Source organism: Rhodococcus sp. 05-340-2 (assembly GCF_002258915.1).
Taxonomy (GTDB): Bacteria; Actinomycetota; Actinomycetes; order Mycobacteriales; family Mycobacteriaceae; genus Rhodococcoides.
In genome coordinates this window covers 223,791-250,161 of record NZ_NOYU01000027.1, presented here as the reverse complement: position 1 = coordinate 250,161, position 26,371 = coordinate 223,791, and the positions used below count along the sequence as shown (strand labels likewise).

The following is a 26,371-nucleotide window of genomic DNA, read 5'->3' as shown; positions in this document are numbered from 1 at the left end:
GATCTACTCCGGATCCAGCAGACCCTCGGGCGGATCGATCTCGATCGTCTTGTCTGCCAACGACACCGACGTCACGATGGCCGCCACGAACGGCACGAGAATCTCGGTGCGTGTGGCTTCGCCGGAGCCCGGACTCGGCGTGATGGAGAGCAGCTCCCCCGCTGCGGAGTGGAGGACTTCGCGGACCGTTCCCACGACTGTGCCGTCGGTCAGGATCACCGTGAGGCCTTCGAGTTCGTGGTCGTAGTACTCGTCCGGGTCGTCGGACGGCGGAAGGTCGGTGGATTCGACGACGAACAGAATGCCCCGAAGTTGGTCGGCGGCCGTCTTGTCGTCGATACCGTTCAGACGCAGCAGAAGCCGCCCGGAGTGTTCCCGGACGGCGTCCACTGTGTACGAGGCTGGTTCGGCGTTCGATCGAGGCTTGCGGCCCGAGAGAACGGTTCCTGCGGCAAAGCGATCGTCGGGGCTGTCGGTGCGAACCTCGACGACGACTTCGCCTTTGATGCCGTGCGACTTCGCAACACGGCCGATGACCAGCTCCATGATGGGTGTGTGACCTACTGGTCCGTGTCGACCACGTCGACACGGATGCCGCGACCACCGATACCCGAGACGAGCGTGCGCAGTGCCGTGGCGGTGCGACCGCCACGGCCGATGACCTTGCCCAGATCGTCGGGGTGCACGTGGACTTCCACGGTGCGGCCACGACGGCCGGTGATCATCTCGACGCGAACGTCATCGGGATTGGCGACGATGCCGCGAACGAGATGTTCGACGGCATCGGCGACAACGGCACTCACTTCTCAGCAGCCTCGGCGGCCGGCGCGTCTGCCGTCTCGGTTGCTGCAGCGTCGGTGGTCTCCGCAGCGGCGTCGTCGGCCTTCGGAGCCTTCTTCTTCTTGGCGGTGGTGGCCTCGCCCTGGGGCTCGGAGTCGGCCTGCGCCAGTGCGGCGTTGAACAGGTCGAGCTTGGACGGCTTGGGCTCGGCGAGGCGGAGGGTTCCCTCGGCGCCGGGGAGGCCCTTGAACTTCTGCCAGTCACCGGTGATCTTGAGCAGTGCCTCGACAGGCTCGGTGGGCTGTGCGCCGACGCTCAGCCAGTACTGCGCCCGCTCGGAGTTGATCTCGATGATGCTGGGGTCCTGCTTGGGCTCGTACGTGCCGATGGTCTCGATCGCACGGCCGTTACGACGGGTGCGGGCATCGGAGATGACGACGCGGTAGTGCGGGGTGCGGATCTTGCCGATACGCATGAGCTTGATCTTGACAGCCATGTTCTGGTGAAGCCTTTCGAAAGTTGGTCACGGCGCAATTCAGCGGTCCGCACGGCATGCGAACCCGGTTTTGCGTTGAGGGTTGTTGTGACCGCCGCTCGGTACGTAACCGGATGACGGGCGAACAACTGTTCATTGTGCCAGACGGATAGCACGATCGGTGAATCGGGCCCGCAGAACCGCTCCCGTCAGGCCAGCAGAATCACCAGGGCAGGGAGAGTGTTGTTCAGCGAGTGGGCCGTGGTCGACGCGACGATCGAACCGGAGCGCATTCGAGCGATGCCGATCGCGAACCCTCCCCACAGCAGTACCACGAAGCGCCACCACTCGCGGTGCCAGATCGCGAACAACACCGCGGTGATCGCCAGCACGACCCATCTATTGCCCAACCAGGCCATGGGCATGGGGCTGGTGCGTTTCTCGAGCGCTCCCCACAGCATGCCGCGGAACATCGTTTCCTCGCAGATCGGTGCACCGATCCAGATCCACAGTGCCAGAACGATCTTCCATCCGACGGCCGTATCGGTGACGTTGCCCAGCGGCGTCGGGTCGTCGAAATCGATACGGGACAACAGAATCAGAGCCAGCACGATGCCACCGACCACCGCGACGCCACCCCACGCCAACCCGGATCGGAGGTGACCGAGGAATTCGGGGGTGGATCTGGGGAGGCCGAAGTCGACGACGGGTCCGTTGCCCCGCGCCTTCGAGATGGCCACCGCCAGTCCGGCAGCGAGCAAGCTCGGAATCATGATGCCCACCACGAAGACGGCCGACGCGTCCGACGACACGACGACGCCGAGCATCAGGAATCCCGCGAGATTTAGCCCCAGTACCAGCGCCGCGGCCGGTAGTCCCCACCGTTGACCGCTCGTGCGTTCGAGCGCGGCCTGCTCGGCCCGCCAGTAGGTTTCGGACAATCCCGATCCTTGCTGCTGAACGTGATTCATCGGTGCCATTCCCGCCCAGCTGGGGCGGTCCGGATCGGATTGTCCTGCAGCGCTTCTCGGATCGGTCACCCTCGGGCCGCCGCTCCACTCCTCGTGCGACCGCGCCGGTCGGTCACGCGTCCGCGCAGGATGACCAGCTCCGGGTTCGACAGCACATCCGGTCCCCCGCGCGGATCTTCGGCGTAGACGACGAGATCTGCGGGCGCGCCGTGCTCGAGCCCCCGTCGACCCAGCCACGACCGGGCGTCCCAGCAGGCAGCGCCGAGCGCGTCGGTCGGTGAGAGTCCGACGGCAGCGAGCGCGGCGACCTCGTCGGCGATGCGGCCGTGCGCGATCGAACCACCTGCATCGGTGCCCGCGTAGATGGGAATGCCTGCGTCGTGAGCACGTCCGATGGTATCGGCGACGCGTTCGTGCAGCGCCCGCATGTGCCGGGCGTACACGGGGTATCGGGTGGCCGAGTCCGCGATTCCGGGAAACGTCTCGATGTTGATGAGCGTCGGTACCAGGGCGGTGCCGTGATCGACCATCATCTCGACGGTCTCGTCGGTCAGGCCGGTGCCGTGTTCTATGCAGTCGATTCCCGCCGCGATCAGTCCGGGCAGGGCATCCTCGCCGAATACGTGGGCGGTCACTCGCGCACCCTCGGCGTGAGCAGCCGCGATGGCGTCGACGAGGATCGAATCGTTCCACAGCGGTCGGAGATCTCCCACCGAGCGGTCGATCCAGTCGCCGACGAGCTTGACCCAGCCATCTCCGAATCGAGCCTGCTGAGCCACCGCCTCTGGCAGTTGCGATTCGTCCTCGATGTCGATCGCCAGACCCGGGATGTATCGCTTGGGTGATGCGATGTGGCGGCCCGCTCGGATGATCCGAGGAAGGTCCTCGCGCTCGTCCAGAGCGCGCGTGTCGACCGGCGACCCGGCGTCGCGCAACAGCAGAGCGCCGACGCCTCGCTCGGTCTCGGCCTGCCGGATCGACCCGCTCAGGTCGGTGTGTCCCCCGCCGTATTCGATTCCGACATGGCAGTGGGCGTCCACGAGACCGGGCAGAATCCAGCCGCCGTCGTACACGAATTCTGCATCCGAGATCGGCTCGGTCGACAGAACGCCGCCGTCGATCCAGAGATCGATCTCGGTCCCGTCCGGCAGCCCGCGGCCCCGCACCCGCATGGCCGACACGTGTACGCGCTTACTTCTTGGGCAGTTTCAGCTGCGACAGATCGATGCCTTCGAGCCCCGGCGGCAACTGGTCGAGACCCTTGGGCATGGACGACAGGTCGGGCATACCTGCGGGCATTCCGCCCGGCATGCCGGGGAATCCACCGCGGATCTTCGGCTGCGTCGGACCGCGAGCGCCCTTCTTGCCTTTCTTGCCCTTCTTGTTGTTCCGCACCTGCTTGCGCGCACCGGGCATGCCCATTCGACCGGCCATGGCCGACATCATCTTGCGCGCCTCGAAGAACCGATCTACCAGCTGATTGACGTCGGAGACCTTCACGCCCGAACCGTTCGCGATACGCAACCGACGTGATGCGTTGATGATCTTCGGGTCGGTACGCTCCTGCGGCGTCATGCCGCGGATGATCGCCTGAACGCGATCGAGCTGCTTCTCGTCGACGTTGGCGAGTTCCTTCATCTGGCCGGCACCGGGCAGCATGCCCAGCAGGTTTCCGATCGGCCCCATCTTGCGGACGGCCATCATCTGCTCGAGGAAGTCGTCGAGCGTGAGCTGTCCCGATCCGATCTTGTTGGCCGTCGCCTCGGCCTGCTCGGCATCGAAGTGCTGTTCGGCCTGCTCGATCAGGCTGAGCACGTCGCCCATGCCGAGGATGCGGCTGGCCATACGATCGGGGTGGAAGACGTCGAAATCTTCGAGCTTCTCGCCGGTCGACGCGAACATGATGGGCTGTCCGGTCACCTCGCGGACACTGAGTGCTGCGCCGCCACGCGCGTCGCCGTCGAGCTTGGTGAGCACAACGCCGGTGAAGCCGACTCCGTCGCGGAACGCCTCGGCGGTGCTGACGGCATCCTGGCCGACCATCGCGTCGAGAACGAACAGTGTCTCGTCCGGCTGGACCGCGTCACGAATTCCCGCGGCCTGACTCATCAGCTCGGTGTCGATGCCGAGGCGACCGGCGGTGTCGACGATGACCACGTCGTACTGCTTGCTCCGAGCCTCGGCGATGCCGGCCCGGGCGACCTCGACGGGATCCGCGGCCGATACGCCGAGCGCATTGTCGCCGCCGCCGATGGACGTGCCCGGATGCGGCGCGAAGACGGCGGCACCGGCGCGCTCGCCCACGATCTGCAGCTGGCTCACGGCACCGGGACGCTGGAGGTCGCACGCGACGAGCAACGGGGTGTGGCCCTGGCCCTTGAGCCATTTCGCGAGCTTGCCCGCGAGCGTCGTCTTACCCGAACCCTGCAGACCGGCGAGCATGATCACCGTGGGCGGGTTCTTGGCGAAGACGAGCCTGCGAGTCTCGCCGCCGAGGATGCCGACCAGTTCCTCGTTGACGATCTTGACTACCTGCTGGGCAGGGTTGAGCGCGCCGGAGACCTCGGCACCCTTGGCCCGGACCTTGATGCGGTTGATGAACTCACGTACGACGGGCAGTGCCACGTCCGCTTCGAGCAGGGCCAGACGGATCTCACGGGCGGTGGCGTCGATATCCGCGCCGGACAGTCGACCTTTGCCACGCAGGTCCTTGAGAGTCCCGGTCAACCTGTCTGAAAGGGATTCGAACACCGATTGCACTCCTGAGCTAGCCGATCACCGAAAACGAGCCGAATCCGGCACGGTCACCACACTAGCGGCAGCACGCCGCGTCGTCGCTGGGGCGTTCGACTGTCGAGTCGAACGTGGCGATGTCGAGCGGTCAGGCCAGCCGCGCGGAGTCGTTCCACGTCACTGCCACGCCCCGCGTCGCGAGCCACTGCGCGGGGTCGACCTTGACGCCCGAGGGATCGTGTACCTCGAAGTGCAGATGTGGGCCCGTCGACTGGCCACGGTTGCCCACGGTGGCGATCTGCTCACCGGCCGACACGCGCTGGCCTGGCTGGACGGAGAAGTCGTTGACGTGTCCGTAGACCGTCTCGGTGCCGTCGTCGTGCCGCACCTTGACCCAGAGACCGAAGCCGGATGCCGGTCCTGCGTCGGACACGGTGCCGTCGGCAGCCGCGTGGATGGGCGTCCCGATGGGTGCCGCGATGTCGAGGCCGCTGTGTTGAGTGCCCCATCGCGAGCCGAAGTTGGACGTCAACACCCCCGCCACTGGCTGCACTGTGCCCTTCTTCAGCGAGCGCAGGCTGTCGAGGGGTGACTGCGCACCCAACTGCCCCAGGCCCACATCGTCGAGCCACTGCTGGGCGGCGGCAGCGGGATCGGTGACTCCGAACGCGGCCAGTGGCTCGGCAGCCGGTGCCGGTGCGGCCTCGGGCGGTACGGGCTGTGACGGTGCGGGCGGGGGCGCGAACTGTGGGGGTACGAACTGCGGAAGCTCGAACTGGGGCAGCTCGAATCCCGCGGGGAGCAGACCCTCCGGTACCGCGAACGAGAGTCCGGCTGCTGGTGCCTCCTGGATCGGCGCGGCCCCTGCAGTTGCGGCACCCATCGACGTCGCTCCGACGACGATCGCGCCGGTCGCGGCGACGATCGTTGCCGCGCGTCGACCGAGGTCGGGGGTGTCCTGAACGGCGCGGTGTCTGCCGCGCGTCGGACGCGCTGCGATGTCGGTCGGTACGTGGACGGTCGACCGTCGGTGGGATCCCACAGTTCGTGCCTCTCGAATGATCAGGAGTGGAGCCTGCAGGAACGACGTGGTTCGAGCAGAGTGGAGCCTGCAGGAACGGCGTGGTTCGAGCAGTGTGGAATGTGCAGGAACGATTGAGAGTGTCGTTTCTGCGTCGGGGACGAATGTAACAAATCGGCATCGGCGGCATACCCGTCGGCCGGAAGTTCGTGAATAGTCACCAGCGCGGGTCGGTCTGCTGTCGCTTTCCGACCCGCGGTCAGGTGCCTTCCGGCTTCTCCGGGGGCTTGGGCGGTTCCGGGGCAGGTACGACCGCGAGGATCGCACGCTCGAGGTCTTCGCGGACCGCCCTGCTGTCCGCTCCCGCCAGGTCGATGCAGAAGGAGTCGACCACCGAGCTGCCCAGGGTCGAGACGCGGGCCCATCGGATGTCGAGTCCCTGCTGTTCGATCGCGCTGGCCAATCGGCACAGCAGACCGAGCCGGTCCTCCGCTCGTAGTTCGAGCACCACCTGACCTGGTTCGTTGTCGTCGAACCACAGCACCCGAGGCGGAGCTTGGGCGTACAGAACCGGGACTGCCGAATCCTCGGCGTCGTCCTCGACGGTTTCGGCTCTGGCGTCGCGTTCCTTGGCGTCGAGCACGGCGACGAGGTCGAGTTCGCCTGCCTGGGCGCGGATTATCTCCTGCCGCAACAGACCCGCCTGTGGCGGAGATCCGAAGAGCGGCGCAACGTCGAACGAGTTGATCGCCGACCCCTCGTGACTTCCGAGGGAGGCCGAGAGCACACGAAGCGAATGGAGTGCGAGGACTCCCGCAGCGTCGGAGAGCAGCCCGGGCGTGTCGGGGGCGATGACGGTGACGACGAAGGTGTGCAGCCCGTCGGTCGGCGAGATGTCGACATGGACGCCTCCCCTCGCTGCGAGTTCGATGTGGGCGGGGTCGAGTGGATCCGGGGAGGGCAGACTCTCCCCCGCCATCACCAATCGGCAGCGACGCACGAGCTCGCGGATGAGCGATGCCTTCCAGTCGCCCCACACCCCGGGTCCGGTGGCGAGCGAATCCGCCTCGGCCAGTGCGTGAAGCAGCTCGAGCAGGATGGTGTCGGCACCGAGTGCGTCGACGACGGTTTGCACGGTTGCTGGGTCGTCGAGGTCGCGTCTGGTGGCGGTCTCCGGCAGCAGCAGGTGGTATCTCACCATCGACGTCAGCAGGGCCACGTCGGACGGCCACAGTCCGAGCCTGTTGCCGATCTGGATGGCCAGATCGGCTCCGACGACGCTGTGGTCGCCGCCGCGTCCTTTGCCGATGTCGTGGATCAGCGCGCCGAGCACCAACAGGTCCGGACGCGCAACTCGGGTGGTCAATGCGCTTGCGTAGGCAGCAGTTTCGACCAGATGCCGATCGACTGTCCACGTGTGCACGGCATCTCGCGGCGGTAGATCGCGTACCGCACCCCATTCCGGAATGAGCCTGCCCCACAGTCCGGTTCGATCGAGAGCTTCGATGGCCGCAATGGCTTTGCGACCCGATCCGAGCAACACGAGCAGATCGTTGAGGGCTTCCTTCGGCCAGGGTTCCCGGAGCTCGGGCGCACTGTCGGACAGTCGGTTCAGGGTCGAGGCAGACATCGGCATCCCGGTCTGCGCCGATGCCGCGGCGACGCGCATGATCAGACCGGGATCCTTGTTCGGCCGCGCGTCGCGGGCGAGAACGACCTCGCCGCCGTGTTCGACGACCCCCTCGTCCAGCGGCCGCCTGACCGGGACTCGACGAAGGCGTGAAAGACCCTTTCGGGGAAGCGAATTGCCGGCGGTACGCAGTCCGACGTCGACCGAGTAGCTGATGGTGCGGGCCGAATCGCTCAGTACGCGAGCAAGATCGAAACGGTCACCGATTCGCAGCGCGGCACCGATCTCGTCGGCGTCCTGTGCCCGCAGTTGATCCCGTGCTCGACCGGCGACACGATGCAGTTCGGTGCGCACGTCCAGCAGGCGTCCGTGTGCGAATGCCAAACCACCACCCGGCGATTCGGGTCCGAGCCCGGGCATACCGTCGGTCAACTGCGCGATGGAGAGGGCGTCGAGCAACTGAACGTCGCGCAGTCCCCCGCGACCGCTCTTGAGATCGGGTTCGGCGCGGTGCGCGATCTCACCGCTGCGCGACCACCGCCCGCGGGTCTGCTCGATCAGCTCGTCGAAACGCCCTCGAATGCCGTTGCGCCACTGGCGACGTACGCCGCCGATGAGAAGGTTGCTCAATTCGACGTCGCCGGCGATGTGACGCGCCTCGAGCATTCCGAGCGATGCCGTCATGTCGGCTGCAGCGACCTGCAGAGCCTGCGGCACCGTTCGCACGCTGTGGTCGAGCTTGATGTGTGCGTCCCACAGCGGGTACCAGAGCTTGTCTGCGACGTCGGAGACGATGCGTGGTTCGAGATCGTCGTGCAGCAGGATCAGGTCCAGATCCGAATGCGGCAGAAGTTCACGACGCGCAAGACCGCCGACGGCGACGATCGCGAAACCGGAGTCCGGTTTGATCCCCAGCTCGGCCCCTTTGGTGGTCAGCCAGAACTCGTGGAGATCGACCAGAGCCTGCCGAAGCGAGGGTGCATCGAGGCGACGATTGCGTGTTCCGCCGTCGAGTAGTTGTTTTCTGGCCCGAGCGAGATCTGCTGCAGCATCGCTCGTGCCCTTCGATGCGGAGCCCATGGAGACCGAAGACCCCGATCCTGACGCTTTCGCGCCAGAACCGGGGCCCACGGCCCGAGACCCTTTGGGGTCAGAGTGCATCGGCGCCACGTTCTCCGGTGCGGACTCGGATGACCGAGTCGACCGGGGAAACCCAGACCTTGCCGTCACCGATCTTGCCGGTGCGAGCAGCCTCGACGATGACCTCGACGACCTTCTCCACAGCGGCGTCGTCGACGACTACCTCGACACGGACCTTCGGGACGAAGTCGACCGAGTACTCGGCACCTCGGTACACCTCGGTGTGGCCCTTCTGGCGGCCGTAACCCTGAACTTCACTGACTGTCATTCCGAGTACGCCGGCCTGCTCCAGCCCCGTCTTGACGTCCTCCAGGGTGAACGGTTTGACGATTGCCGTGATCAGCTTCATTTTTGCTTCCCTTCACAAGACCTCGAGTGCCCGTTGTCGTACGGTGCAGCGTTCACGTCTATCTCTACCTTGTCAGGCGAAATCATATGCAGTCTCGGCGTGCTCGGCTTCGTCGATGCCGTTCGCCTCCTCCTCGTCCGATACGCGCCAGCCGAGAGGCTTGAGCGCGAACGCGATGACCGCGGTGACGATGGCGGTGAAGATCAACGCGAACAGTGCGATGACGATCTGCACGACGAGCTGCTTGTAATCGCCGCCGTAGAACAGGCCGGTCTCGGATGCGAGGAAGCCGATTCCGATCGTTCCCCACAGGCCTGCGACGAGGTGCACGCCCACGACGTCGAGCGAGTCGTCGTAGCCGAACTTGAACTTCAGGCCGACCGCCAGCGCGGAGAGCACGCCGGCGATGACGCCGAGGATCATGGCACCGACCGGCGTGAGTGCGCCTGCGGCCGGGGTGATGGCGACCAGACCTGCAACGATGCCCGAGGCAGCGCCGAGGCTGGTGGCGTGTCCGTCGCGAATGCGCTCGGTGATGAGCCAGCCCACGATTGCCGCTGCCGTGGCTGCGGTGGTGTTGACCCAGGCCACACCGGCGATTCCGTCGGCTGCGAAGGCGGAACCGGCATTGAACCCGAACCAGCCGAACCACAGCAGAGCTGCACCGAGCATGACGAACGGCAGGTTGTGCGGGCGGTAGGCGACCTTGCCGAAGCCGGCACGCTTGCCGATGATGATCGCCAGGATCAAACCGGCGATACCGGCGTTGATGTGCACCACCGTGCCACCGGCGAAGTCGATCGGAGCCACGTTGGCGACGAGTCCACCTTCACCGTCGTCGGTGGTGCCGAAGATCATTGCCGCAAGACCGTTCTCGGATCCGGAGAGCAGTCCGCCGCCCCAGACCATGTGCGCCAGCGGGAAGTAGGCCAGAGTGACCCAGATGCCGGAGAAGGCGAGCCAGGTGCCGTACTTGACGCGACCGGCGATCGAGCCGCTGATCAGTGCGACCGTGATGATGGCGAAGGTGACCTGGAATGCCACGTCGATGACGTTGGCGTAACCCCATGCGCCGGCGATGTAGTTACCGTCCGCATCGGTGATCGAATCCTTGAGTCCGAAGAACTCGAACGGGTTGGCGAAGACACCGCCGATGTCCTGGGTGCCGTAGGACATCGACCAGCCCCACAGGAAGTAGATGATCGAGACGACGGCCATCGCTCCGAACGACATCATCATCATGTTCAACACGGACTTCGACTGCGACATACCGCCGTAGAAGAACGCCAAGCCCGGCGTCATCAGCAGTACCAGCGATGCTGCCATCAGCATCCACGCGGCGTTGCCGGAGTTGGCCAACATATCCTCGGGACTCACGTACACCCTCCATTCTCCTGCACACCGGTTGGCGCGCCGTTACGCAAGAAGAGTGGTTTCACGAGGTTTCATCCGTGACACTCTGGTGTTTCGGATATGTGAACGCATGACCGAATCCTGTTGCAAAAAGGTTTCGTGCTGGCGTTTGTGCTTTTACCCCGGTTAGCGGGCCGCCCCCGCGGTCGATCAGCCGAGCAGTGCGTCGACGAACGCCCCCGGCTCGAACGGAGCCAGATCGTCGGCACCTTCACCGAGACCGACGAGCTTGACGGGCACTCCGAGCTCACGCTGCACCTGAAAAACGATGCCACCCTTCGCGGTTCCGTCGAGCTTGGTCAGCACGACTCCCGTGATGTTCACGATCTCGGCGAAGACACGGGCCTGTGTCAGTCCGTTCTGGCCCACGGTTGCGTCGAGAACGAGCAGAACGTCGTCGACGTGGGCCCGCTTCTCGATGACGCGCTTGACCTTGCTCAGCTCGTCCATCAGACCCGATTTGGTGTGTAACCGTCCCGCAGTGTCGATCAGAACCACGTCGACACCGTTCTCGATCCCCTTGCTCACCGCGTCGAACGCGACGGCGGCCGGATCCGCGGCCTCCTTGCCGCGAACCACCTCGGCCCCCACTCGCTCGGCCCAGGTCTGCAGCTGATCGGCCGCAGCTGCGCGGAACGTGTCGGCGGCACCGAGCAACACCCGCCGTCCGTCGGCGACCAGCACGCGAGCCAGTTTGCCCGTGGTCGTGGTCTTGCCGGTGCCGTTCACGCCGACCACCAGCAGCACGGCGGGCGCGCCGTCGTGTGGCAGAGCACGAATCGACCGATCGAACTCGGGATGCAGCTGCGCGACCAGAATCTCGCGCAACAGGGCCCGGGCATCGGCTTCGGTGCGAATACTGCGCGCCGCCATCTGCTCACGCAGCGTTCGCATGATCTCCGCGGTGGTGGCCGACCCGATATCGGCGATCAGCAGGGTGTCCTCGACCTCTTCCCACGAGTCCTCGTCCAGGTCTCCGCCGCCGAGCAGGCCGAGCAGGCTCTTGCCCACCGCGGACTGGGATCGCGCCAACCGGCCACGGAGACGGTCGAGCCGTCCCTCGGTCGGGTCGATGGTGTCCAAGCGGCGAGGCGCAGGGGCGACGGTGTCGACTACGGGGGGCTCGGGCGCAACAGGCTCGGCGACGGAGACGTCGGTCGCCGGGGCCTCGGGTTCGAGCACCTCCGGCTCGATCCACACGGTCTCCGTTTCGACCGGTTCAGGCGCTGGAACCACCGGCGGCGGCTCGACGGGGATGTTCTCGACCGGCTTCGGTTCGGCAGGCTTCGGTTCGACCGGCTTCGGTTCGGCAGGCTTGGGGGGCTTCGGGACCGCGGGCTCGGCTGTCGCCGTTCCCTGACTGAACGAGAAACCACTGCCCGCGGTGTAGCCACCGGATCTGTCCTTGGCGGCCGCGTCCTCGATTCGTGCGGCCTCGTCCGACTTGAGGGACACTCTCCGACGACGGGAGAGGACAAGCCCGACGACGAGGACGACGAGCAGGACGGCAGCGATCGCCGCGACGATGATCCACGCTTGGTTACTCACGTAGGACATCCTCTCAGGCGATCATGGCCGTCGGTCACCGGTGGTGCACCGACCGTGAAAATCCGCTCCCGCCCGGAGTGGAGTGTCGATAGCGTTCACGGTCATGGAGTGGACCACGGTGCGCGACGCCGCCGAACTGACCGAGATGTTCGGAGAGCCGAGCTTCCGAGCCGCCAACAAGGACCGACGCACACTGCACCCTCTGGACGTGCAGTGGCTCGCTGCCTCACCGTTCTGCCTCCTCGGAACCTCCGACGCGAGCGGGCGATGCGACGTCTCACCCAAGGGCGATCCGCCCGGCAGTCTGGTGCACGTCCTCGACGACGCCACGATCGCTCTCGCCGAACGGCCGGGCAACCGCCGGATGGACGGCTATCGCAACATTCTCGAGAACCCGTTCGTCGGGCTCAACTTCTTCGTCCCCGGTCGCGGCGACACCCTCCGCATCAACGGTCGAGCCTCCCTGGTCACCGACGCCCCGTTCTTCGACGAGCTACAGGTCAAAGGCCACCGACCGATCATGTGCCTGGTCGTCGACATCGAGCAGGTGTTCCACCACTGCGCGAAGGCATTCATGCGATCCAAGTTGTGGCAGCCCGAGACCTGGGAAGCCGACGCCATCCCCGACGTCGCGACGCTGACGAAGGCGCTGATTCCTCAGGCTCCCGAGACGGTGGAGGAACTACGCGAGTACTACGGACCGTCCTACGCCGAACAGCTCTACCCCAAGCAGTAGCTCCGGCGGACGAACCTCAGGACACGGTGTCGGATTCGGCGACGACAGGTGTCGCCTCCGGCTCCGTTGCGTCCGGCTCGGCTGCGTCTGGCTCGGCTGAGTCCGGCTGTGGTGCGTCCACTGCGACGCGTTCTCGGTTCAACCGCTGCGAGATGACCGTGGTGATGCCGTCGCCGCGCATGCTGACGCCGTACAGCGCGTCGGCCACCTCCATCGTCGGCTTCTGGTGGGTGATGACGATCAGCTGCGACTTCTCGCGGAGCTGCTCGAACAGTCCGATCAGTCGACGCAGGTTGGTGTCGTCCAGTGCAGCCTCGACCTCGTCCATCACGTAGAACGGAGACGGTCGGGCACGGAAGATGGCCACCAGCATGGCCACCGCGGTCAGCGATTTCTCGCCACCGGAGAGCAGCGAGAGCCGCTTGACCTTCTTGCCGGGCGGGCGGGCCTCGACCTCGATTCCGGTGGTGAGCATGTCCGACGGGTCGGTCAGGATCAGTCGTCCTTCGCCGCCTGGGAAGAGCTTGGCGAACACCCCGGTGAATTCTCGTTCGACGTCGAGCCAGGCCTCCGTGAAGACCTGCAGGATCCGTTCGTCGACGTCGGCGACCACGCCGAGCAGGTCCTTGCGCGCGGATTTGACGTCCTCGAGCTGAGTGGACAGGAAGTTGTAGCGCTCCTCGAGGGCCGCGAACTCTTCGAGGGCGAGCGGGTTCACCTTGCCGAGTGTGGCCAGGTCACGCTCGGCGCGTTTGGCGCGCTGCTCCTGCGTGGCTCGGTCGAACGGCATCGGGGCAGGTGCCACCACCTGCTCACCACGCTCCTTGGCCGCCTCGTACTCGGCCATCTCGAGTTCGGTGGGAGGCAGTGCCACGTCGGGCCCGTACTCGGCCACCAGATCGTCGAGGCCGATGCCGTGCTGTTCGAGAATCGTCGTCTCGAGCTGTTCGATCCGCAGCGCTGCCTGTGCGCGGGCCACCTCGTCCCGGTGCACGGCGTCGGTGATCGACGCGAGCTGACCCTGCAGGGCGCGGACTTGCTCTTTCACCTTGTCGAGTTCGATTGTGCGCGTTGCACGTTCGGCAGAGAGCTCGTCGCGCCTACGTGCAGCTGCGGCAACGACCGTAGCCAACCGCGCGGCGACCTCCTCGCCGGATTCTCCGACCGCCGCGGCCACTGCGGCCGCGTGCCGACGCGCTGCGCTCTCGCGTTCGGCTCGCGCCCTGGCCTCGCGCTCGGCTCGCGCCGCCCGTCGAAGCGAATCTGCCCGGCCTCGCACGGACTGTGCACGCTCTTCGGCGGTCCGCACGTTCAACCGAGCTTCGACCTCCACGGCACGTACTTCGGTCAGTGCCGCTGCCGCCATCTCCCGTTCCATGGTGGTCGCCGCATCACCGCTCTCGCCGTCTCCCGCGAAACCGGATTGCTCGTCCTCAGCCGTCCGCAGATTTTCTTCGAGCTCGGCAAGCCGGGCAATCGCTTCTTCTCGGCTGGCCTCGGCAGAGCTGCGCTGCGTCGTCAACCGTGCCGACTCCGCGTGCGCCGAACGCGCCAGTTGACCCAATCGGCCCAGCTGCTCGTACACCGCGGCCATCGCAGCGTCTGATTCGTTGAGCGCTGCGAGCGCTTGCTCGGCCGACTCGCGCCGATCCCGTTGTTCTGCCAACGCTCCCGACAGCGCTGCGTCGAGCTCCTCCGCTCGTCGGACTGCCGCCGCCAACTCCACCGTCGACGTGTCGATTGCCGACTGCACCTCGAGGGTGCTCGGGCGACGATCCGAGCCGCCGGTGACCCAGCCGGCTTCGACGACGTCGCCGTCCTTGGTCACCGCACGCAGCTCACCGGAATCGGAGACGAGACGGTGTGCAGCGTCGAGCGACTCGACGGCGACCACACCGTCGAGCAGGGCCGCCATGGCCCCGGCCAACCGGTCCGGATACTCGATCAGGTCCAGCACCCATCGAGCGCCGCTCGGGAGGTCCGGACGTGGAACCGGTTGCGCTGCAGCCACATTGCCGTGCACGATGGACGCGCGGCCACCGTCGGCAGCACGCAGCGCCAGCACCGCATCACGCGCGGCATCGAACGATTCGGCGTGTGCGGCATCGGCGGCCGGACCCATTGCCACTGCCACCGCGATCTCGTACCCCGGCTCGACCGTGAGATGGCCTGCGAGCAGACCCGACAGACCGTCCTGCTGGTTCTCCACCAGCCACCCGGCACCGTCCTTGCGTTCGAGGCCCATCGTCAGCGCCTCGATCCTGGCCTCGAACGACGCCACCCTCTTGCCCGCGATGCGCTCTTCGGCCTGCAGCTCCGTCACTCGGGCATCGGCATGCCGCAGCGCGGCGACGGCTCGTTCGTAGTGGGTGTCGAGGCTCAGTTCGCTCGCGTCGAGGGTGCCGATCTGATCCTGCACACTCTCGAATTCACGCTGAGCCGATTCGCCGCGCTCTCGTGCCTCGTCGATGGCCACCGACAAGCGCGCCACCTCCGCGTCGATCGACTCGACCTTGGTTCGGAAGGTGTCGACTCGGCCGGACAGGCGCGCGAACCCCTCGCGGCGGTCGGCCACCGCGCGTACGGCCGCAAGGTGGGCACGCTCGGCGGCCGCAGCAGCGGCTTCGCGCTCGGCCAACTGCTCACGTGCCGCCTCGAGGGTTTCGCGTGCCATCTCGACGGCCTCGACGAGTTCCATCTCTTCCTCGGCCACTCGCTCGGCCTGCGCTTCGAGCTCGTCCGGGTCCTGTCCGCGACCTGTGCTCTGGACGGCGTCGAGATGTCGAGCTCGTTCGTGCGCGATGCGCACCGTCGCATTCACGCGTTCGGCCAACGCGGAGAGACGGAACCACGTCTGGCCGGCCGCTTCGGCGCTCGGAGTCAGCCGAGCGACGGCCTGCTCGTGTTCGCCGAGTGCCACCGAGCCTGCTTCGAGGGCGTCCTGCACCATCGCGTACTGCTCACGAGCCGCTTCCTCGTCCTGAGTCTGGTTCGCGAATTCCTCGCGCCTGGCCACCAGGTCGTCGGCAACCAGTCGCAACCGGGCATCGCGCAGGTCGGCCTGGACGGTCTGCGCGCGACGCGCAACCTCGGCCTGCCTACCGAGAGGCTTGAGTTGGCGGCGCAATTCGGTCGTGAGGTCGGTCAACCGCGCCAGGTTGGCCTGCATCGCGTCGAGCTTGCGGACGGCCTTTTCCTTGCGCTTGCGGTGCTTGAGCACCCCGGCTGCTTCCTCGATGAAGGCTCGCCGGTCCTCGGGCCGCGATTCCAGGATCGCGGCGAGCCGGCCCTGCCCCACGATCACGTGCATCTCGCGGCCGATACCGGAGTCGCTGAGCAGTTCCTGGACGTCCATCAATCGGCACGAACTGCCGTTGATCTCGTACTCACCCGCGCCGTCTCGGAACATTCGCCGGGTGATCGAGACCTCGGAGTAGTCGATCGGCAGTGCGCCGTCGGAATTGTCGATCGTCAGAGTAACCTCTGCGCGGCCGAGCGGGGCTCGGCCCGACGTGCCCGCGAAGATGACGTCTTCCATCTTCCCGCCGCGCAACGCCTTGGCACCTTGTTCACCCATCACCCAGGTCAGGGCGTCCACGACATTGGATTTACCCGAACCGTTGGGCCCGACGACGCAGGTGATTCCGGGCTCGAAACGAAGAGTCGTCGCCGAAGCAAAGGACTTGAAGCCCTTCAGCGTCAGACTCTTGAGATACATAGCGTCCGTACTTTACCGGTAGTACGCAGCGATGTGCGCCGAGCCGTCCGCATCGGGCGATCAGCGTTCGACGAAGCCCGTCAGATCTCCGCGGGCGGTGTCCCAACTCTCCACGACGAGCGTGACCGTGCCCGGGGTCCGATCGCCTCGGAGCAACTCGAGAAGCGCCTCGAGACGCTCACGTGGGCCCTCGGCTATCACCAGAACACGTCCGTCCGCGTGATTGGTCGCGTGCCCGACCAATCCCAGCTCCAGCGCACGCGAGCGAGTCCACCACCGAAACCCGACCCCCTGAACCAGTCCGTGCACCCACGCCGTCAGCCGTTCGTCCGTCATACCTGACTCATCTTTCGGACTGTTCCGTCGAAACTGGTGGCGTACAAGGCCTTCTCGTCGAATCCGACCCCGCCGAAGGCGACCGACGAGGTCAGCGGAACACCGGTGGCCATCACGCAGGACGATCCGGTCTCGGGGTCGATACGGACCACCCTGCCGGCGAGATTCTGTGCGAGATAGACCGTTCCGTCATCGGCCACGGTCAGATCGTCCGACATCGTGAGCGGTCCGATACCGTCGATACGAATGCGCTCGGAGGGCCCGGACGGATTGTTCGCGTCGAGCACGGTGAGCGTCGTCTCGAGATCGAACGTGTTGGCCACGTAGATCTTTCCGCCGCCGATGCCGATTCCGTTCGCCGTGCCCACGTCCGTACGTACCGTCGACACGGTGCGATCGGTCGCGATCCGGCTCAGGCCTGCAACGACACCCAGATTGCGGGTGGTGAACAGATCACCCGTCTCCGATCTCGCCAGCCCGTTGGGCATGGCCAGGCCCGACGCGTACGTCGACCGAACCCCCGTACCGAGATCGATCGTGTCGACAGTGCCGGTTCGGGTATCGAAAAACCCTGCCGCAGCGCTGTTTCCGGTCGTGAAATACAGAGTGTCACCATCGGTGACCAGTCCGCCCGGCGACTCGACGTCGGCAACGAGTGTGCCCCGGTCACCGCCCGGAGCCACGGTACGCAGAGCGCCGGGTCCGATGGGAGAGGTCTCGGAGACGACCATCGAACCGCGGCCGTCGAATTCGAGATTTTCGAGCATCCCGAATCCCGACGCCACCGTGCTCACCGACCACGGAGTGCAGCTGCTCGACGCGTCCGCGGTGGGTGACAGGGCGGTCGCCGCGCCGAGGAGCAGACCCGTGACGACCACGGCTGCCCCGGCTTTCATCAGGCGTCCACGTCGATGTCCAGGGTGACAGTCGTACCGGCCTTCAGGGTCCGCCCGACGGTGCACACCTTGTCGATGGCGCGCTGGACGACCGTCAGCAGACGCTCCTGCGCCTCGGGATCCATCTCACTGAGGTCGACTCGGAGAATCTCGTTCAGTTCCGGGTACCGCTCGTTTTCGCGATCGGCGGCACCGGACACCTCGACGGTGGCGGCGTAATCATCGCCCAGTCGACGCGAGAGCGGTAGGTCCGAGCTCATACCGGTGCAGGCGGCGAGTGCGATCTTCAGCAACTCGCCGGGGGTGAAGACGCCCTCGACCGACTCGGACCCGATGAGCACTTCGGCTCCTCGTGAGCTGCGGCCGGTGTAGCGACGGGTGCCTGTGCGCTCGACCCAGAGGTTGGTCGGCGTGCTCTGTTCTGCCATGACCGAAATACTAGGCGGGCGGTTCGGGAGTGGAGCCCGCGGAATGACGTGTTCGCACAGGAGTGGAGCCCGCGGAATGACGTGTTCGCACAGGAGTGGAGCCCGCGGAATGACCTGCGCCCGGTCAGCCGCGCACGTGTCGGGGTCGCGGCTGGCAGGTTGGGCAGCTGAACGAGGAGCGATTCATGAACTTCTCGCGTCTGATCGGGGCTCCGCACCGAGAACAGGGCAGACCCTCCTGACCGTAGGCGTCGAGGGAACGATCGAAGTAGCCGGATTGTCCGTTGACGTTCACGTACAGCGCGTCGAACGAAGTTCCGCCCTGTGCCAGCGCCTCGCCCATCACCGCGTGCACCGCGGTGAGAAGGCGTCGCAGTGCCGGCCGCGTCAGGGTCTCCGCGATTCGATTGCCGTGGATCTTCGCACGCCACAGCGCCTCGTCGGCATAGATGTTGCCCACGCCCGAGAGCACGGTCTGGTCGAGCAGTGCCCGCTTGATCTCGGTGTGCTTGCCGCGCAACACGTTCACCACCGATTCGGCGTCGAACAGTGGATCGATCGGGTCGCGGGCAATGTGTGCGACCGGTTCGGGTACCTCCGTGCCGTCCACGGTGACGATCGGGGCGAGAGCCCAGCCGCCGAACGTGCGCTGATCGACGAAGCGCAGATCGGTGCCGTCGTCGAGTCGAGCGCGAATCCGCAGGTGCTTCTCGTCCGGGGCGGACGGCGGCTGCACCAGCATCTGTCCGCTCATACCCAGGTGCACGACGGTCGCGAAGTCGCCGGGTTCCATCACCAGCCACAGGTACTTGCCGCGCCGCCGAGCAGAGGAGACACGCTGACCGCGCAGCTGGCCGATCAGATCGAGGCCCCCGAGATCGTGTCGTCGCACGGCGCGCGGGTGCAGCACCTCCACCGACCGCATCGTCCTGCCGACGACGTGAGATTCCAGACCGAGCCTGACGACCTCGACCTCGGGCAGTTCCGGCATCAGGTCTCGTCGGTTGCCGACTCGGCCGGAATCGCAGTGTCGTTGTTCGACAGTGTGTTCCACGCCAGACTGGCAGCCTTCTGTTCGGCTTCCTTCTTCGATCGACCGATACCGACGCCGCGAGGGAATCCGCCGACCAACACGGTCGCGGTGAATTCCTTGTCGTGATCGGGCCCGGTGGACGAGATCTCGTACGCGGGAACGCCCAGTGCACGTTCGGCGGTCAATTCCTGCAGGCTCGTCTTCCAGTCCAGCCCCGCACCGAGCTTGGGAGCCCGATCGAGGAGACCTGCGAACAGCGTCAGGACCACGGTGCGCGCGACGTCGATGCCGTGCTGCAGGTGGATTGCACCCAGCATCGACTCCATGCCGTCGGCAAGGATGCTCGGCTTGTCGCGTCCGCCGGTCTGCTCCTCGCCCTTGCCCAACAGCAGGTGGCGACCCAAGCCGCCGTCGCCGAGTCCACGCGCGACCTCGGCCAGGGCATGCATGTTGACCACGCTCGCCCTGATCTTGGCCAGCTGACCTTCGGACTTGGTGGGGTGCACCGCGTAGAGATGCTCGGTGACGGCCAGGCCGAGCACCGAGTCCCCCAGGAACTCGAGCCGCTCGTTCGTCGGCAGACCACCGTGCTCGTACGCGAACGACCGGTGCGTCAGAGCCAATGTCAACAATGGTTCCGACAGGGAGACACCGATAGCGGCGAGGAGCGACTCTCGGTCGTCCCCGCCGCTGACGGCAGTGGAGCTATTCTTCTGCGAACCGCTGTTGTGCCGGTCCACTACTTCGTTTGTCACGTAAGCGGAAATCAGACCGCTGCGACGACCTGGCGGCCCTTGTAGGTGCCACACGAGGGGCACGCGATGTGGGGCAGAGTCTTCTCGCCACAACCGCGGTTGGGGCACGTCACGAGGGTGGGCGCAGTGGTTTTCCACTGTGCACGACGCGACCTCGTGTTGGAACGCGACATTTTGCGCTTCGGGACAGCCACTTACTTCTCCTCGGCTTCGTTGTTCACAAGTTCTGTGCTCGGTTCTGGATCCACGCCAAATTTGGCTGCAAGACCAGCCCAGCGAGGATCAATTGTATCGTGACTGTGGCCGGATTCAGCAATCGCCAGGCGAACGCCGCATTCTGGGCACAATCCCTCGCACTCGTCACTGCAGACGGGGTGGAGTGGAAGCTCCAAACCGACCGCGTCGACGATGACGGGTTCGAGGTCTATCAGGTCGTCGACGATGCGGTGAATCTCGTCCGCATCGGTGGTCTCCTCGGTGATGCTGTTCGGGTAAGCGAACAACTCGGTCAGGTAGACGTCGACGTTGCCACCGACCGGGTCGAGGCAGCGCGTGCACTCGCCGGCCGTGGCTGCCCGTACGGAGCCGGTGACGAGAACGCCCTCCGAGACCGCCTGCAACTGCAGATCGAGCGAGACCGGAACACCGGCTTCGATGGCAATGGCATCGAGGCCGATTCGGGAAGGAGCCGGAACCGTCCGCTCGATGGCCTTCGTCGACCCGGGTCGACGACCGAGGTTGAGAATGTCCAGAACGAATCCGTCGTCCAATTCCGGACGCGTCGTTCTCTTGGGCGGGGGCACGGCTGTTCTTCCTTACTGTCGGTATGCCTACTGTCGGTAAGCAACCCCACAACGATACGCATACGCGCATACGAGGGCAAATCGCTGCCGTTCAGTGGCGGCTGCGACGGCCCTGGTCCGGGCTCCCGTACGCGGAGTCACCGTACGGCTCATTGCCGTATTCCGGTACACCCGAACCGGTTCGCAGCTGCTGACGCCCACGGCCGACCGAACGAATGGTGCCGCTGAGGAACTCCTCGAACTCTGCAAGCTTGGTATCGACGTAGACGTCGCACTCACTGCGCATCCGATCGGATTCGGCGTGCGCGCTGTCGATCACCCGAGCAGACTCGGCGCGGGCCGCCTGGACGACCTCGGTTTCCGAGACGAGCCGGTTCTGTTCGGCTGTGCCGTCTGCGACCGACCGCTCGTACGACGCGGTACCGGACTCGATCATCCGATCGGCCTCGGTGCGCGCACGAACGGTCAGTTCCTCGTACTCACGCTGGCCGTCGAGCACCGTTCGCTCGGCCTCCGCCTCGGCATCGGCCACGAGCTGATCGGCGTGGGCCGACGCTTCGGACACCATGCGATCCGCTTGAGCCTTGGCGTCGGCGAGAATGCGATCGGCCGAATCCCTGGCGTTCTCGACCGTGTCCTTGGCCTCTGCGTTGGCGGTGCCGACCGTCTTCTCCGCAGTGGCCCTGGCGTCGCCGACGAGCTTGTCGCGGTGATCCAGTACGTCCTGGGCGTCGTCCAACTCGCCGGGGATGGCGTCTCGGACGTCGTCGAGCAGTTCCAGGACATCGCCGCGAGGGACGACGCACCCGGCAGTCATCGGAACGCCGCGCGCCTCCTCGACAATGGCGACGAGTTCGTCGAGCGCCTCGAATACGCGGTACACCGGTTACCCCAATCGTCGAATCTGCCACTGCGCGGTCTTCACTCGCAGTGCTGCGCTGTTCAGTCTGCCCGTCGACGCGTGCGTCTGCGCTATACCGGCCCGGTGTGTCGCTCTTCGAACTACTCTGCGGCCCGCTCGGCGATACGGGCCGTCAGTCGGTCCTGAACGAAGGGCGGCAGCATGCCGGTGACGTCTCCCCCGAAGGTCGCGACCTCCTTGATCAACGAACTCGACAGGAAGCCGTGAGCTGGATTCGCCGGGAGAAACAGCGTGTCCACACCGGTCAACGTTCTGTTCATCTGCGCCATCTGCAACTCGTAATCGAAGTCGTTGGCACTGCGCAGACCTTTGACGATCGCCGAAAAGCCTTCTTGCCGTGCGTAATCGACCAACAGGCCGTACCACGAACCGACTCTGACATTGGGCAGATGATCCGTGGCGACCTCGAGCATCTCGATCCGCTCGTCGATGCTGAACATGCCCTTCTTGCTCTTGTTCACCATCACCGTGACCACCACCTCGTCGAAGGCGGCGGCGGCACGCTCGAAGATGTCGAGGTGACCGTTGGTCACCGGGTCGAAGGATCCAGGGCAGAGTGCGCCAGTCATGCCCGCGAACCTATCAGCCGATCCCGGGCTCGCTCGTCACGCGCGTGCTGCGATCTCGATCCGACTCTCGCCGTACTTCTTCGACTTCTCCGGAACCAGTCCGGCCGGCCATCGGGTCTCCGGCGAACGCGACGACCGCTCGAGGACGACGACCGCGTCGGGAGCGAGCCATCCCCCGGTGACGAGTCTGTCCAACAGGCCGGCGACGGCAGTGTCGGTCACGGCATACGGCGGGTCGGCCAACACCAGGTCGTACGCCGCATCCGCAGCGCCCGCCAGCACCGACGCCACCGGAGCGCACCGGACCGATGCGCCGGGCAAACCCACCGATGCGATGTTCTTTCGCACCACCGCCGCCGCTCGGGCGTCCGATTCGACCAACACCGCCGACGACGCTCCACGCGAGAGTGCCTCGAGCCCCAGTGCTCCCGATCCTGCGAACAGATCCAGCACCGCGGCACCGTCGAGTTCCATTCGACTCTCCAGCGAGCTGAACAACGCTTCGCGAACTCGCTCGGAGGTGGGACGGGTGCCCTGGCCGGGAACCGACAATCGTCGACCGCCCGCGACACCCGCCACGATCCGTGTCATTCGCTGCCGGCCTCTTCGCCCGTCGACCCCCCACCGATGACGACGAGCAGATCGCCGCCCTCCACCTGCTGCACGCCCGAGATCGCCAGCCGGGTCACCGAGCCGCCGCGAGGAGCGGTGATGGCAGCCTCCATCTTCATCGCCTCGATCGTGGCGATGGTGTCGCCGGCCGAGATCTTCTGTCCCTCTTCGACGGACAGTGTGACGACGCCTGCGAACGGTGCCGGAATGTGCCCGGAGTTCGATCGGTCCGCCTTCTCGACCGTGGGGGCCTCGCTGGAGATGGATCGGTCGCGCACCGACACCGGCCGCAACTGTCCGTTGAGAATGCACATCACGGTGCGCATGCCACGCTCGTCGGGATCGGAGATGGCCTCGAGCCCGATGAGCAGCTCGACGCCCTTCTCCAGTGCCACCCGATGCTCCTCGCCCTGCCGCAGCCCGTAGAAGAACTGATTGGCCGACAGCCGCGTCGTATCGCCGTACTTCTCGCGGTGGGCAGCGAGTTCGGCCGTGGGACCGGGGAACAGCAGACGGTTGAGTGTCTCGCGGCGCTGAGCCGACGTGCCGTCGAGGTTCTTCTCGTCCTCCTCGGTGAGCGGTCTCACCGGCTTGCCCTCTCCACGACCCTCCAGCGCCTTCGTCCGCAACGGTTCCGGCCATCCGCCCGCAGGCGTGCCCAGATCACCGCGCAGGAATCCGATCACCGAATCGGGGATGTCGTAGCGGCCGGGATTCTCGGCGAATTCCTCGGCGGACGCGCCTGCACCGACCAGAGCCAGAGCCAGGTCGCCGACGACCTTCGAGCTCGGCGTCACCTTGGTCAATCGGCCCAACATGCGGTCGGCTGCAGCATAATTGGCCTCGACGGTCTCGAACCGATCACCGAGACCAAGCGAAATAGCTTGCTGCCGTAGATTCGAGAGCTGTCCGCCGGGAATCTCGTGCGTGTAGACGCGGCCCGTCGGTGCCGGCAGCCCGGACTCGAACGGCGCGTACACCTTTCGCACGGCCTCCCAGTACGGCTCCAGGTCGCAGACGGCCTGAAGATTCAGGCCGGTGTCACGCTCCGTGTGCGCGGCAGCCGCCACGATCGCCGACAACGCAGGCTGGCTCGTGGTACCCGCCATCGCCGCGCTGGCACCGTCGACAGCGTCGGCCCCGGCCTCCCACGCGGCGAGGTACGTCGCGAGCTGACCACCGGGTGTGTCGTGCGTGTGTACGTGCACGGGCAGATCGAAGTTCGAGCGCAACGCCGTCACCAGCGTCTTGGCTGCGGGTGCGCGGAGCAGTCCTGCCATGTCCTTGATGGCGAGCACGTGCGCGCCTGCGTCGACGATCTGCTCGGCCAACTTCAGGTAGTAGTCGAGGGTGTAGAGGTTCTCGTTCGGGTTCGACAGATCACCGGTGTAACTCAGTGCCACCTCGGCGAGCGCCGTACCGGTCTCGCGCACGGCATCGATGGCCGGGCGCATCTGATCGACATTGTTGAGGGCGTCGAAGATACGGAAGATGTCGATGCCGGTGTCGGTGGCCTCGGCAACGAAGCTGCGGGTCACCTTCTCCGGATACGGGGTGTAGCCGACGGTGTTCCTGCCGCGCAGCAACATCTGAATTGCGATGTTCGGCACGGCCTCTCGCAGACTCGCCAGGCGCTCCCACGGATCCTCGTGCAGGAACCGCAGCGCCACATCGTACGTCGCACCGCCCCACGCCTCGATGGAGAGCAACTGCGGCGTCGTACGCGCCACGTACGGGGCGACACCGAGCAGTCCGCTCGTCCGCACTCGCGTCGCCAACAACGACTGATGTGCGTCACGGAACGTGGTGTCGGTGACGCCGAGAGCTTTCTGGTTGCGCAGATCGCGGGCAAAACCCTCGGGCCCGAGCGCGAGCAGTCGTTGACGCGAACCGTCGGGAATCGGAGCCGAGAAGTCGACAGCGGGAAGCTTGTCGTGTGGGTACACCGGGGACGGACGCTCGCCGTGCGGCTTGTTGACCGTCACGTCGGCCAGGTAGGCGAGAATCTTCGTGCCGCGGTCGCCCGAGGATCGCGAGGTGAGCAGTTCCGGCCGCTCCTCGATGAACGAGGTGGTGACCCGGCCCGCGGTGAAGTCGGGATCGACCAGAACCGCTTGCAGGAACGGGATATTCGTCGCGACACCGCGAATCCTGAACTCCGCCAACGCTCGTCGGGCCCGCGCCACGGCGGTGTCGAAGTCGCGGCCGCGGCAGGTGAGCTTGACGAGCATGGAATCGAAGTACGCGCCGACCTCCGCGCCCAGCGTGGTTCCGCCGTCGAGACGCACGCCCGCACCGCCCGGTGTGCGGTACGCAGTGATGCGTCCGACGTCCGGCCGGAATCCGTTCGCCGGATCCTCGGTGGTGATGCGGCACTGCAGCGCCGCACCGCGCAGCACGATGTTCTCCTGCTGCAGACCCAGATCCGCGAGCGTCTCACCCGAGGCGATCCGCAGCTGGGACTGCACCAGATCCACATCGGTCACCTCTTCGGTGACGGTGTGCTCCACCTGAATTCGAGGGTTCATCTCGATGAAGACGTGATTGCCACGGGTGTCGAGCAGAAACTCGACGGTCCCGGCGCACGAGTAGCCGATCTGCTTCGCGAACGCGACGGCGTCGGCGCAGATCTTCTCACGCAATCCTTCGGGCAGGTTGGGAGCCGGAGCGAGCTCGATGACCTTCTGATGCCGACGCTGCACACTGCAGTCGCGCTCGAACAGGTGCACCACGTTGCCCTGGCCGTCGGCGAGGATCTGAACCTCGATGTGCCGAGGATCGATCACGGCCTGCTCGAGGAACACCGTCGGATCACCGAAGGCCGATTCGGCCTCGCGCGCAGCAGCTTCGATGGATTCGCGCAGCTGCTCGGGCTCGGCCACTCGGCGCATACCTCGACCACCGCCACCGGCGACCGCCTTGACGAACAACGGGAACGTCATCGTCTCGGACGCCGCGACGAGCTCGTCCACATCGGACGACGGGTCCGACGACGCCAGTACAGGAAGCCCTGCGGCCTTGGCGGCCGCGATGGCCCGCGCCTTGTTACCGGTCAGTTCGAGCACGTCGGCCGACGGGCCGACGAAGGTGATGCCCGCCTCGGCACACGCCGCGGCCAGATCCGGGTTCTCGGAAAGGAATCCGTACCCGGGATACACCGCGTCCGCACCACTGCGCTTGGCAGCGGCGACGATCTCCTCGACCGAGAGATACGCGCGAACAGGATGACCCTTCTCCCCGATCTGATACGCCTCGTCGGCCTTCGTCCGGTGCACCGAGTTCCGGTCCTCGAACGGGAACACCGCAACGGTCGAGGCCCCTAGTTCGTAGGAGGCGCGGAAGGCGCGGATGGCGATTTCACCGCGGTTGGCAACCAAAACTTTGGAGAACATTGGCTCAACTTACCCGGCAGCGTGAGCCACCGAGGTGTACTGATCTCACCATTCGGGACGAATTGCTCGAATCGGCCGACTGAAACGGTGCAGTGAGTCCCTACGCCGTTC

At 65.9% G+C, this 26,371-nt stretch carries 24 protein-coding genes; 1 reads left to right on the top strand and 23 read right to left on the bottom strand.

Going from position 1 to position 26,371, the window contains the following annotated elements:
• Nucleotides 1–3: 3 nt before the first annotated feature.
• From rimM to ftsY, 11 genes are all read right to left on the bottom strand, one after another.
• The gene (rimM, locus tag CH271_RS16165) at nt 4–546 is read right to left on the bottom strand and encodes a ribosome maturation factor RimM (protein ID WP_094634215.1); all 543 of its coding nucleotides are present in this window, start codon (nt 544–546) and stop codon (nt 4–6) included.
• Between the two features lie 14 nt (nt 547–560).
• Complete coding sequence (locus CH271_RS16160; RefSeq protein WP_027496687.1) at nt 561–803, bottom strand: RNA-binding protein; 243 nt, start codon at nt 801–803, stop codon at nt 561–563.
• Complete coding sequence (gene rpsP, locus CH271_RS16155) at nt 800–1,276, bottom strand: 30S ribosomal protein S16 (RefSeq protein ID WP_037189654.1); 477 nt, start codon at nt 1,274–1,276, stop codon at nt 800–802. Before rpsP ends, CH271_RS16160 begins: the two co-directional genes overlap by 4 nt.
• A 188-nt stretch (nt 1,277–1,464) precedes the next feature.
• A complete protein-coding gene (locus CH271_RS16150) occupies nt 1,465–2,295 on the bottom strand; it encodes a CPBP family intramembrane glutamic endopeptidase (protein WP_170946042.1) in 831 nt (276 codons plus the stop codon).
• The gene (locus tag CH271_RS16145; protein WP_179274681.1) at nt 2,292–3,398 is read right to left on the bottom strand and encodes an amidohydrolase family protein; all 1,107 of its coding nucleotides are present in this window, start codon (nt 3,396–3,398) and stop codon (nt 2,292–2,294) included. The genes CH271_RS16150 and CH271_RS16145 overlap by 4 nt, the downstream gene beginning before the upstream one ends.
• A 19-nt stretch (nt 3,399–3,417) precedes the next feature.
• Nucleotides 3,418–4,977: a signal recognition particle protein gene (gene ffh / locus CH271_RS16140; protein ID WP_037190175.1), complete on the bottom strand. Its 1,560-nt coding sequence runs from the start codon at nt 4,975–4,977 to the stop codon at nt 3,418–3,420.
• A gap of 130 nt (nt 4,978–5,107) precedes the next feature.
• Nucleotides 5,108–6,001 (bottom strand): M23 family metallopeptidase, encoded by an 894-nt coding sequence (locus tag CH271_RS16135; protein WP_094634212.1) that lies wholly within the window; start codon nt 5,999–6,001, stop codon nt 5,108–5,110.
• A 238-nt stretch (nt 6,002–6,239) separates the two neighbouring features.
• A complete protein-coding gene (locus tag CH271_RS16130) occupies nt 6,240–8,771 on the bottom strand; it encodes a [protein-PII] uridylyltransferase (RefSeq protein ID WP_094634542.1) in 2,532 nt (843 codons plus the stop codon).
• Nucleotides 8,761–9,099 (bottom strand): P-II family nitrogen regulator, encoded by a 339-nt coding sequence (locus CH271_RS16125; RefSeq protein ID WP_019664269.1) that lies wholly within the window; start codon nt 9,097–9,099, stop codon nt 8,761–8,763. Before CH271_RS16125 ends, CH271_RS16130 begins: the two co-directional genes overlap by 11 nt.
• A 72-nt stretch (nt 9,100–9,171) precedes the next feature.
• Nucleotides 9,172–10,461, bottom strand: a complete 1,290-nt coding sequence (locus tag CH271_RS16120) for an ammonium transporter (protein WP_170946067.1) — start codon at nt 10,459–10,461, stop codon at nt 9,172–9,174.
• A 201-nt stretch (nt 10,462–10,662) separates the two neighbouring features.
• Entirely contained in the window at nt 10,663–12,069 is a 1,407-nt protein-coding gene (gene ftsY, locus CH271_RS16115) for a signal recognition particle-docking protein FtsY (RefSeq protein WP_179274649.1), read from the bottom strand.
• Nucleotides 12,070–12,163: 94 nt separating this feature from the next.
• Here ftsY and CH271_RS16110 point away from each other — a divergent pair, with 94 nt between their 5' ends.
• Nucleotides 12,164–12,796 carry a pyridoxamine 5'-phosphate oxidase family protein gene (locus CH271_RS16110; RefSeq protein WP_094634211.1) on the top strand — a complete coding sequence of 211 codons (633 nt, stop codon included), beginning with the start codon at nt 12,164–12,166 and terminating at the stop codon, nt 12,794–12,796.
• A gap of 16 nt (nt 12,797–12,812) precedes the next feature.
• Here the strand turns inward: CH271_RS16110 and smc are convergent, their stop codons facing one another.
• The 12 genes from smc to CH271_RS16050 form a co-directional block, all read right to left on the bottom strand.
• On the bottom strand, nt 12,813–16,514 hold the full coding sequence (smc, locus tag CH271_RS16105) for a chromosome segregation protein SMC (protein WP_094634210.1): 3,702 nt from the start codon (nt 16,512–16,514) through the stop codon (nt 12,813–12,815).
• A gap of 60 nt (nt 16,515–16,574) precedes the next feature.
• The gene (locus CH271_RS16100) at nt 16,575–16,850 is read right to left on the bottom strand and encodes an acylphosphatase (RefSeq protein WP_094634209.1); all 276 of its coding nucleotides are present in this window, start codon (nt 16,848–16,850) and stop codon (nt 16,575–16,577) included.
• Entirely contained in the window at nt 16,847–17,746 is a 900-nt protein-coding gene (locus CH271_RS16095) for an SMP-30/gluconolactonase/LRE family protein (protein ID WP_143546063.1), read from the bottom strand. The genes CH271_RS16100 and CH271_RS16095 overlap by 4 nt, the downstream gene beginning before the upstream one ends.
• Entirely contained in the window at nt 17,746–18,174 is a 429-nt protein-coding gene (locus CH271_RS16090) for an OsmC family protein (RefSeq protein WP_094634208.1), read from the bottom strand. Before CH271_RS16090 ends, CH271_RS16095 begins: the two co-directional genes overlap by 1 nt.
• Before the next feature lie 124 nt (nt 18,175–18,298).
• Nucleotides 18,299–19,165, bottom strand: coding sequence for a bifunctional DNA-formamidopyrimidine glycosylase/DNA-(apurinic or apyrimidinic site) lyase (mutM, locus tag CH271_RS16085; RefSeq protein ID WP_094634207.1), 867 nt, complete (start codon nt 19,163–19,165; stop codon nt 18,299–18,301).
• Nucleotides 19,165–19,947, bottom strand: a complete 783-nt coding sequence (rnc, locus tag CH271_RS16080) for a ribonuclease III (protein ID WP_037189675.1) — start codon at nt 19,945–19,947, stop codon at nt 19,165–19,167. The genes mutM and rnc overlap by 1 nt, the downstream gene beginning before the upstream one ends.
• 26 nt (nt 19,948–19,973) lie before the next feature.
• On the bottom strand, nt 19,974–20,156 hold the full coding sequence (rpmF, locus tag CH271_RS16075) for a 50S ribosomal protein L32 (protein WP_032397784.1): 183 nt from the start codon (nt 20,154–20,156) through the stop codon (nt 19,974–19,976).
• A complete protein-coding gene (locus CH271_RS16070; RefSeq protein WP_032397783.1) occupies nt 20,157–20,765 on the bottom strand; it encodes a YceD family protein in 609 nt (202 codons plus the stop codon).
• A gap of 91 nt (nt 20,766–20,856) precedes the next feature.
• Nucleotides 20,857–21,648 carry a DivIVA domain-containing protein gene (locus CH271_RS16065; protein ID WP_094634206.1) on the bottom strand — a complete coding sequence of 264 codons (792 nt, stop codon included), beginning with the start codon at nt 21,646–21,648 and terminating at the stop codon, nt 20,857–20,859.
• 119 nt (nt 21,649–21,767) lie between these two features.
• Nucleotides 21,768–22,256, bottom strand: coding sequence for a pantetheine-phosphate adenylyltransferase (gene coaD / locus CH271_RS16060; protein ID WP_037189683.1), 489 nt, complete (start codon nt 22,254–22,256; stop codon nt 21,768–21,770).
• 36 nt (nt 22,257–22,292) lie between these two features.
• A complete protein-coding gene (rsmD, locus tag CH271_RS16055) occupies nt 22,293–22,847 on the bottom strand; it encodes a 16S rRNA (guanine(966)-N(2))-methyltransferase RsmD (protein WP_094634205.1) in 555 nt (184 codons plus the stop codon).
• Nucleotides 22,844–26,260 carry a pyruvate carboxylase gene (locus CH271_RS16050; RefSeq protein ID WP_094634204.1) on the bottom strand — a complete coding sequence of 1,139 codons (3,417 nt, stop codon included), beginning with the start codon at nt 26,258–26,260 and terminating at the stop codon, nt 22,844–22,846. Before CH271_RS16050 ends, rsmD begins: the two co-directional genes overlap by 4 nt.
• Between the last annotated feature and the right edge of the window lie 111 nt (nt 26,261–26,371).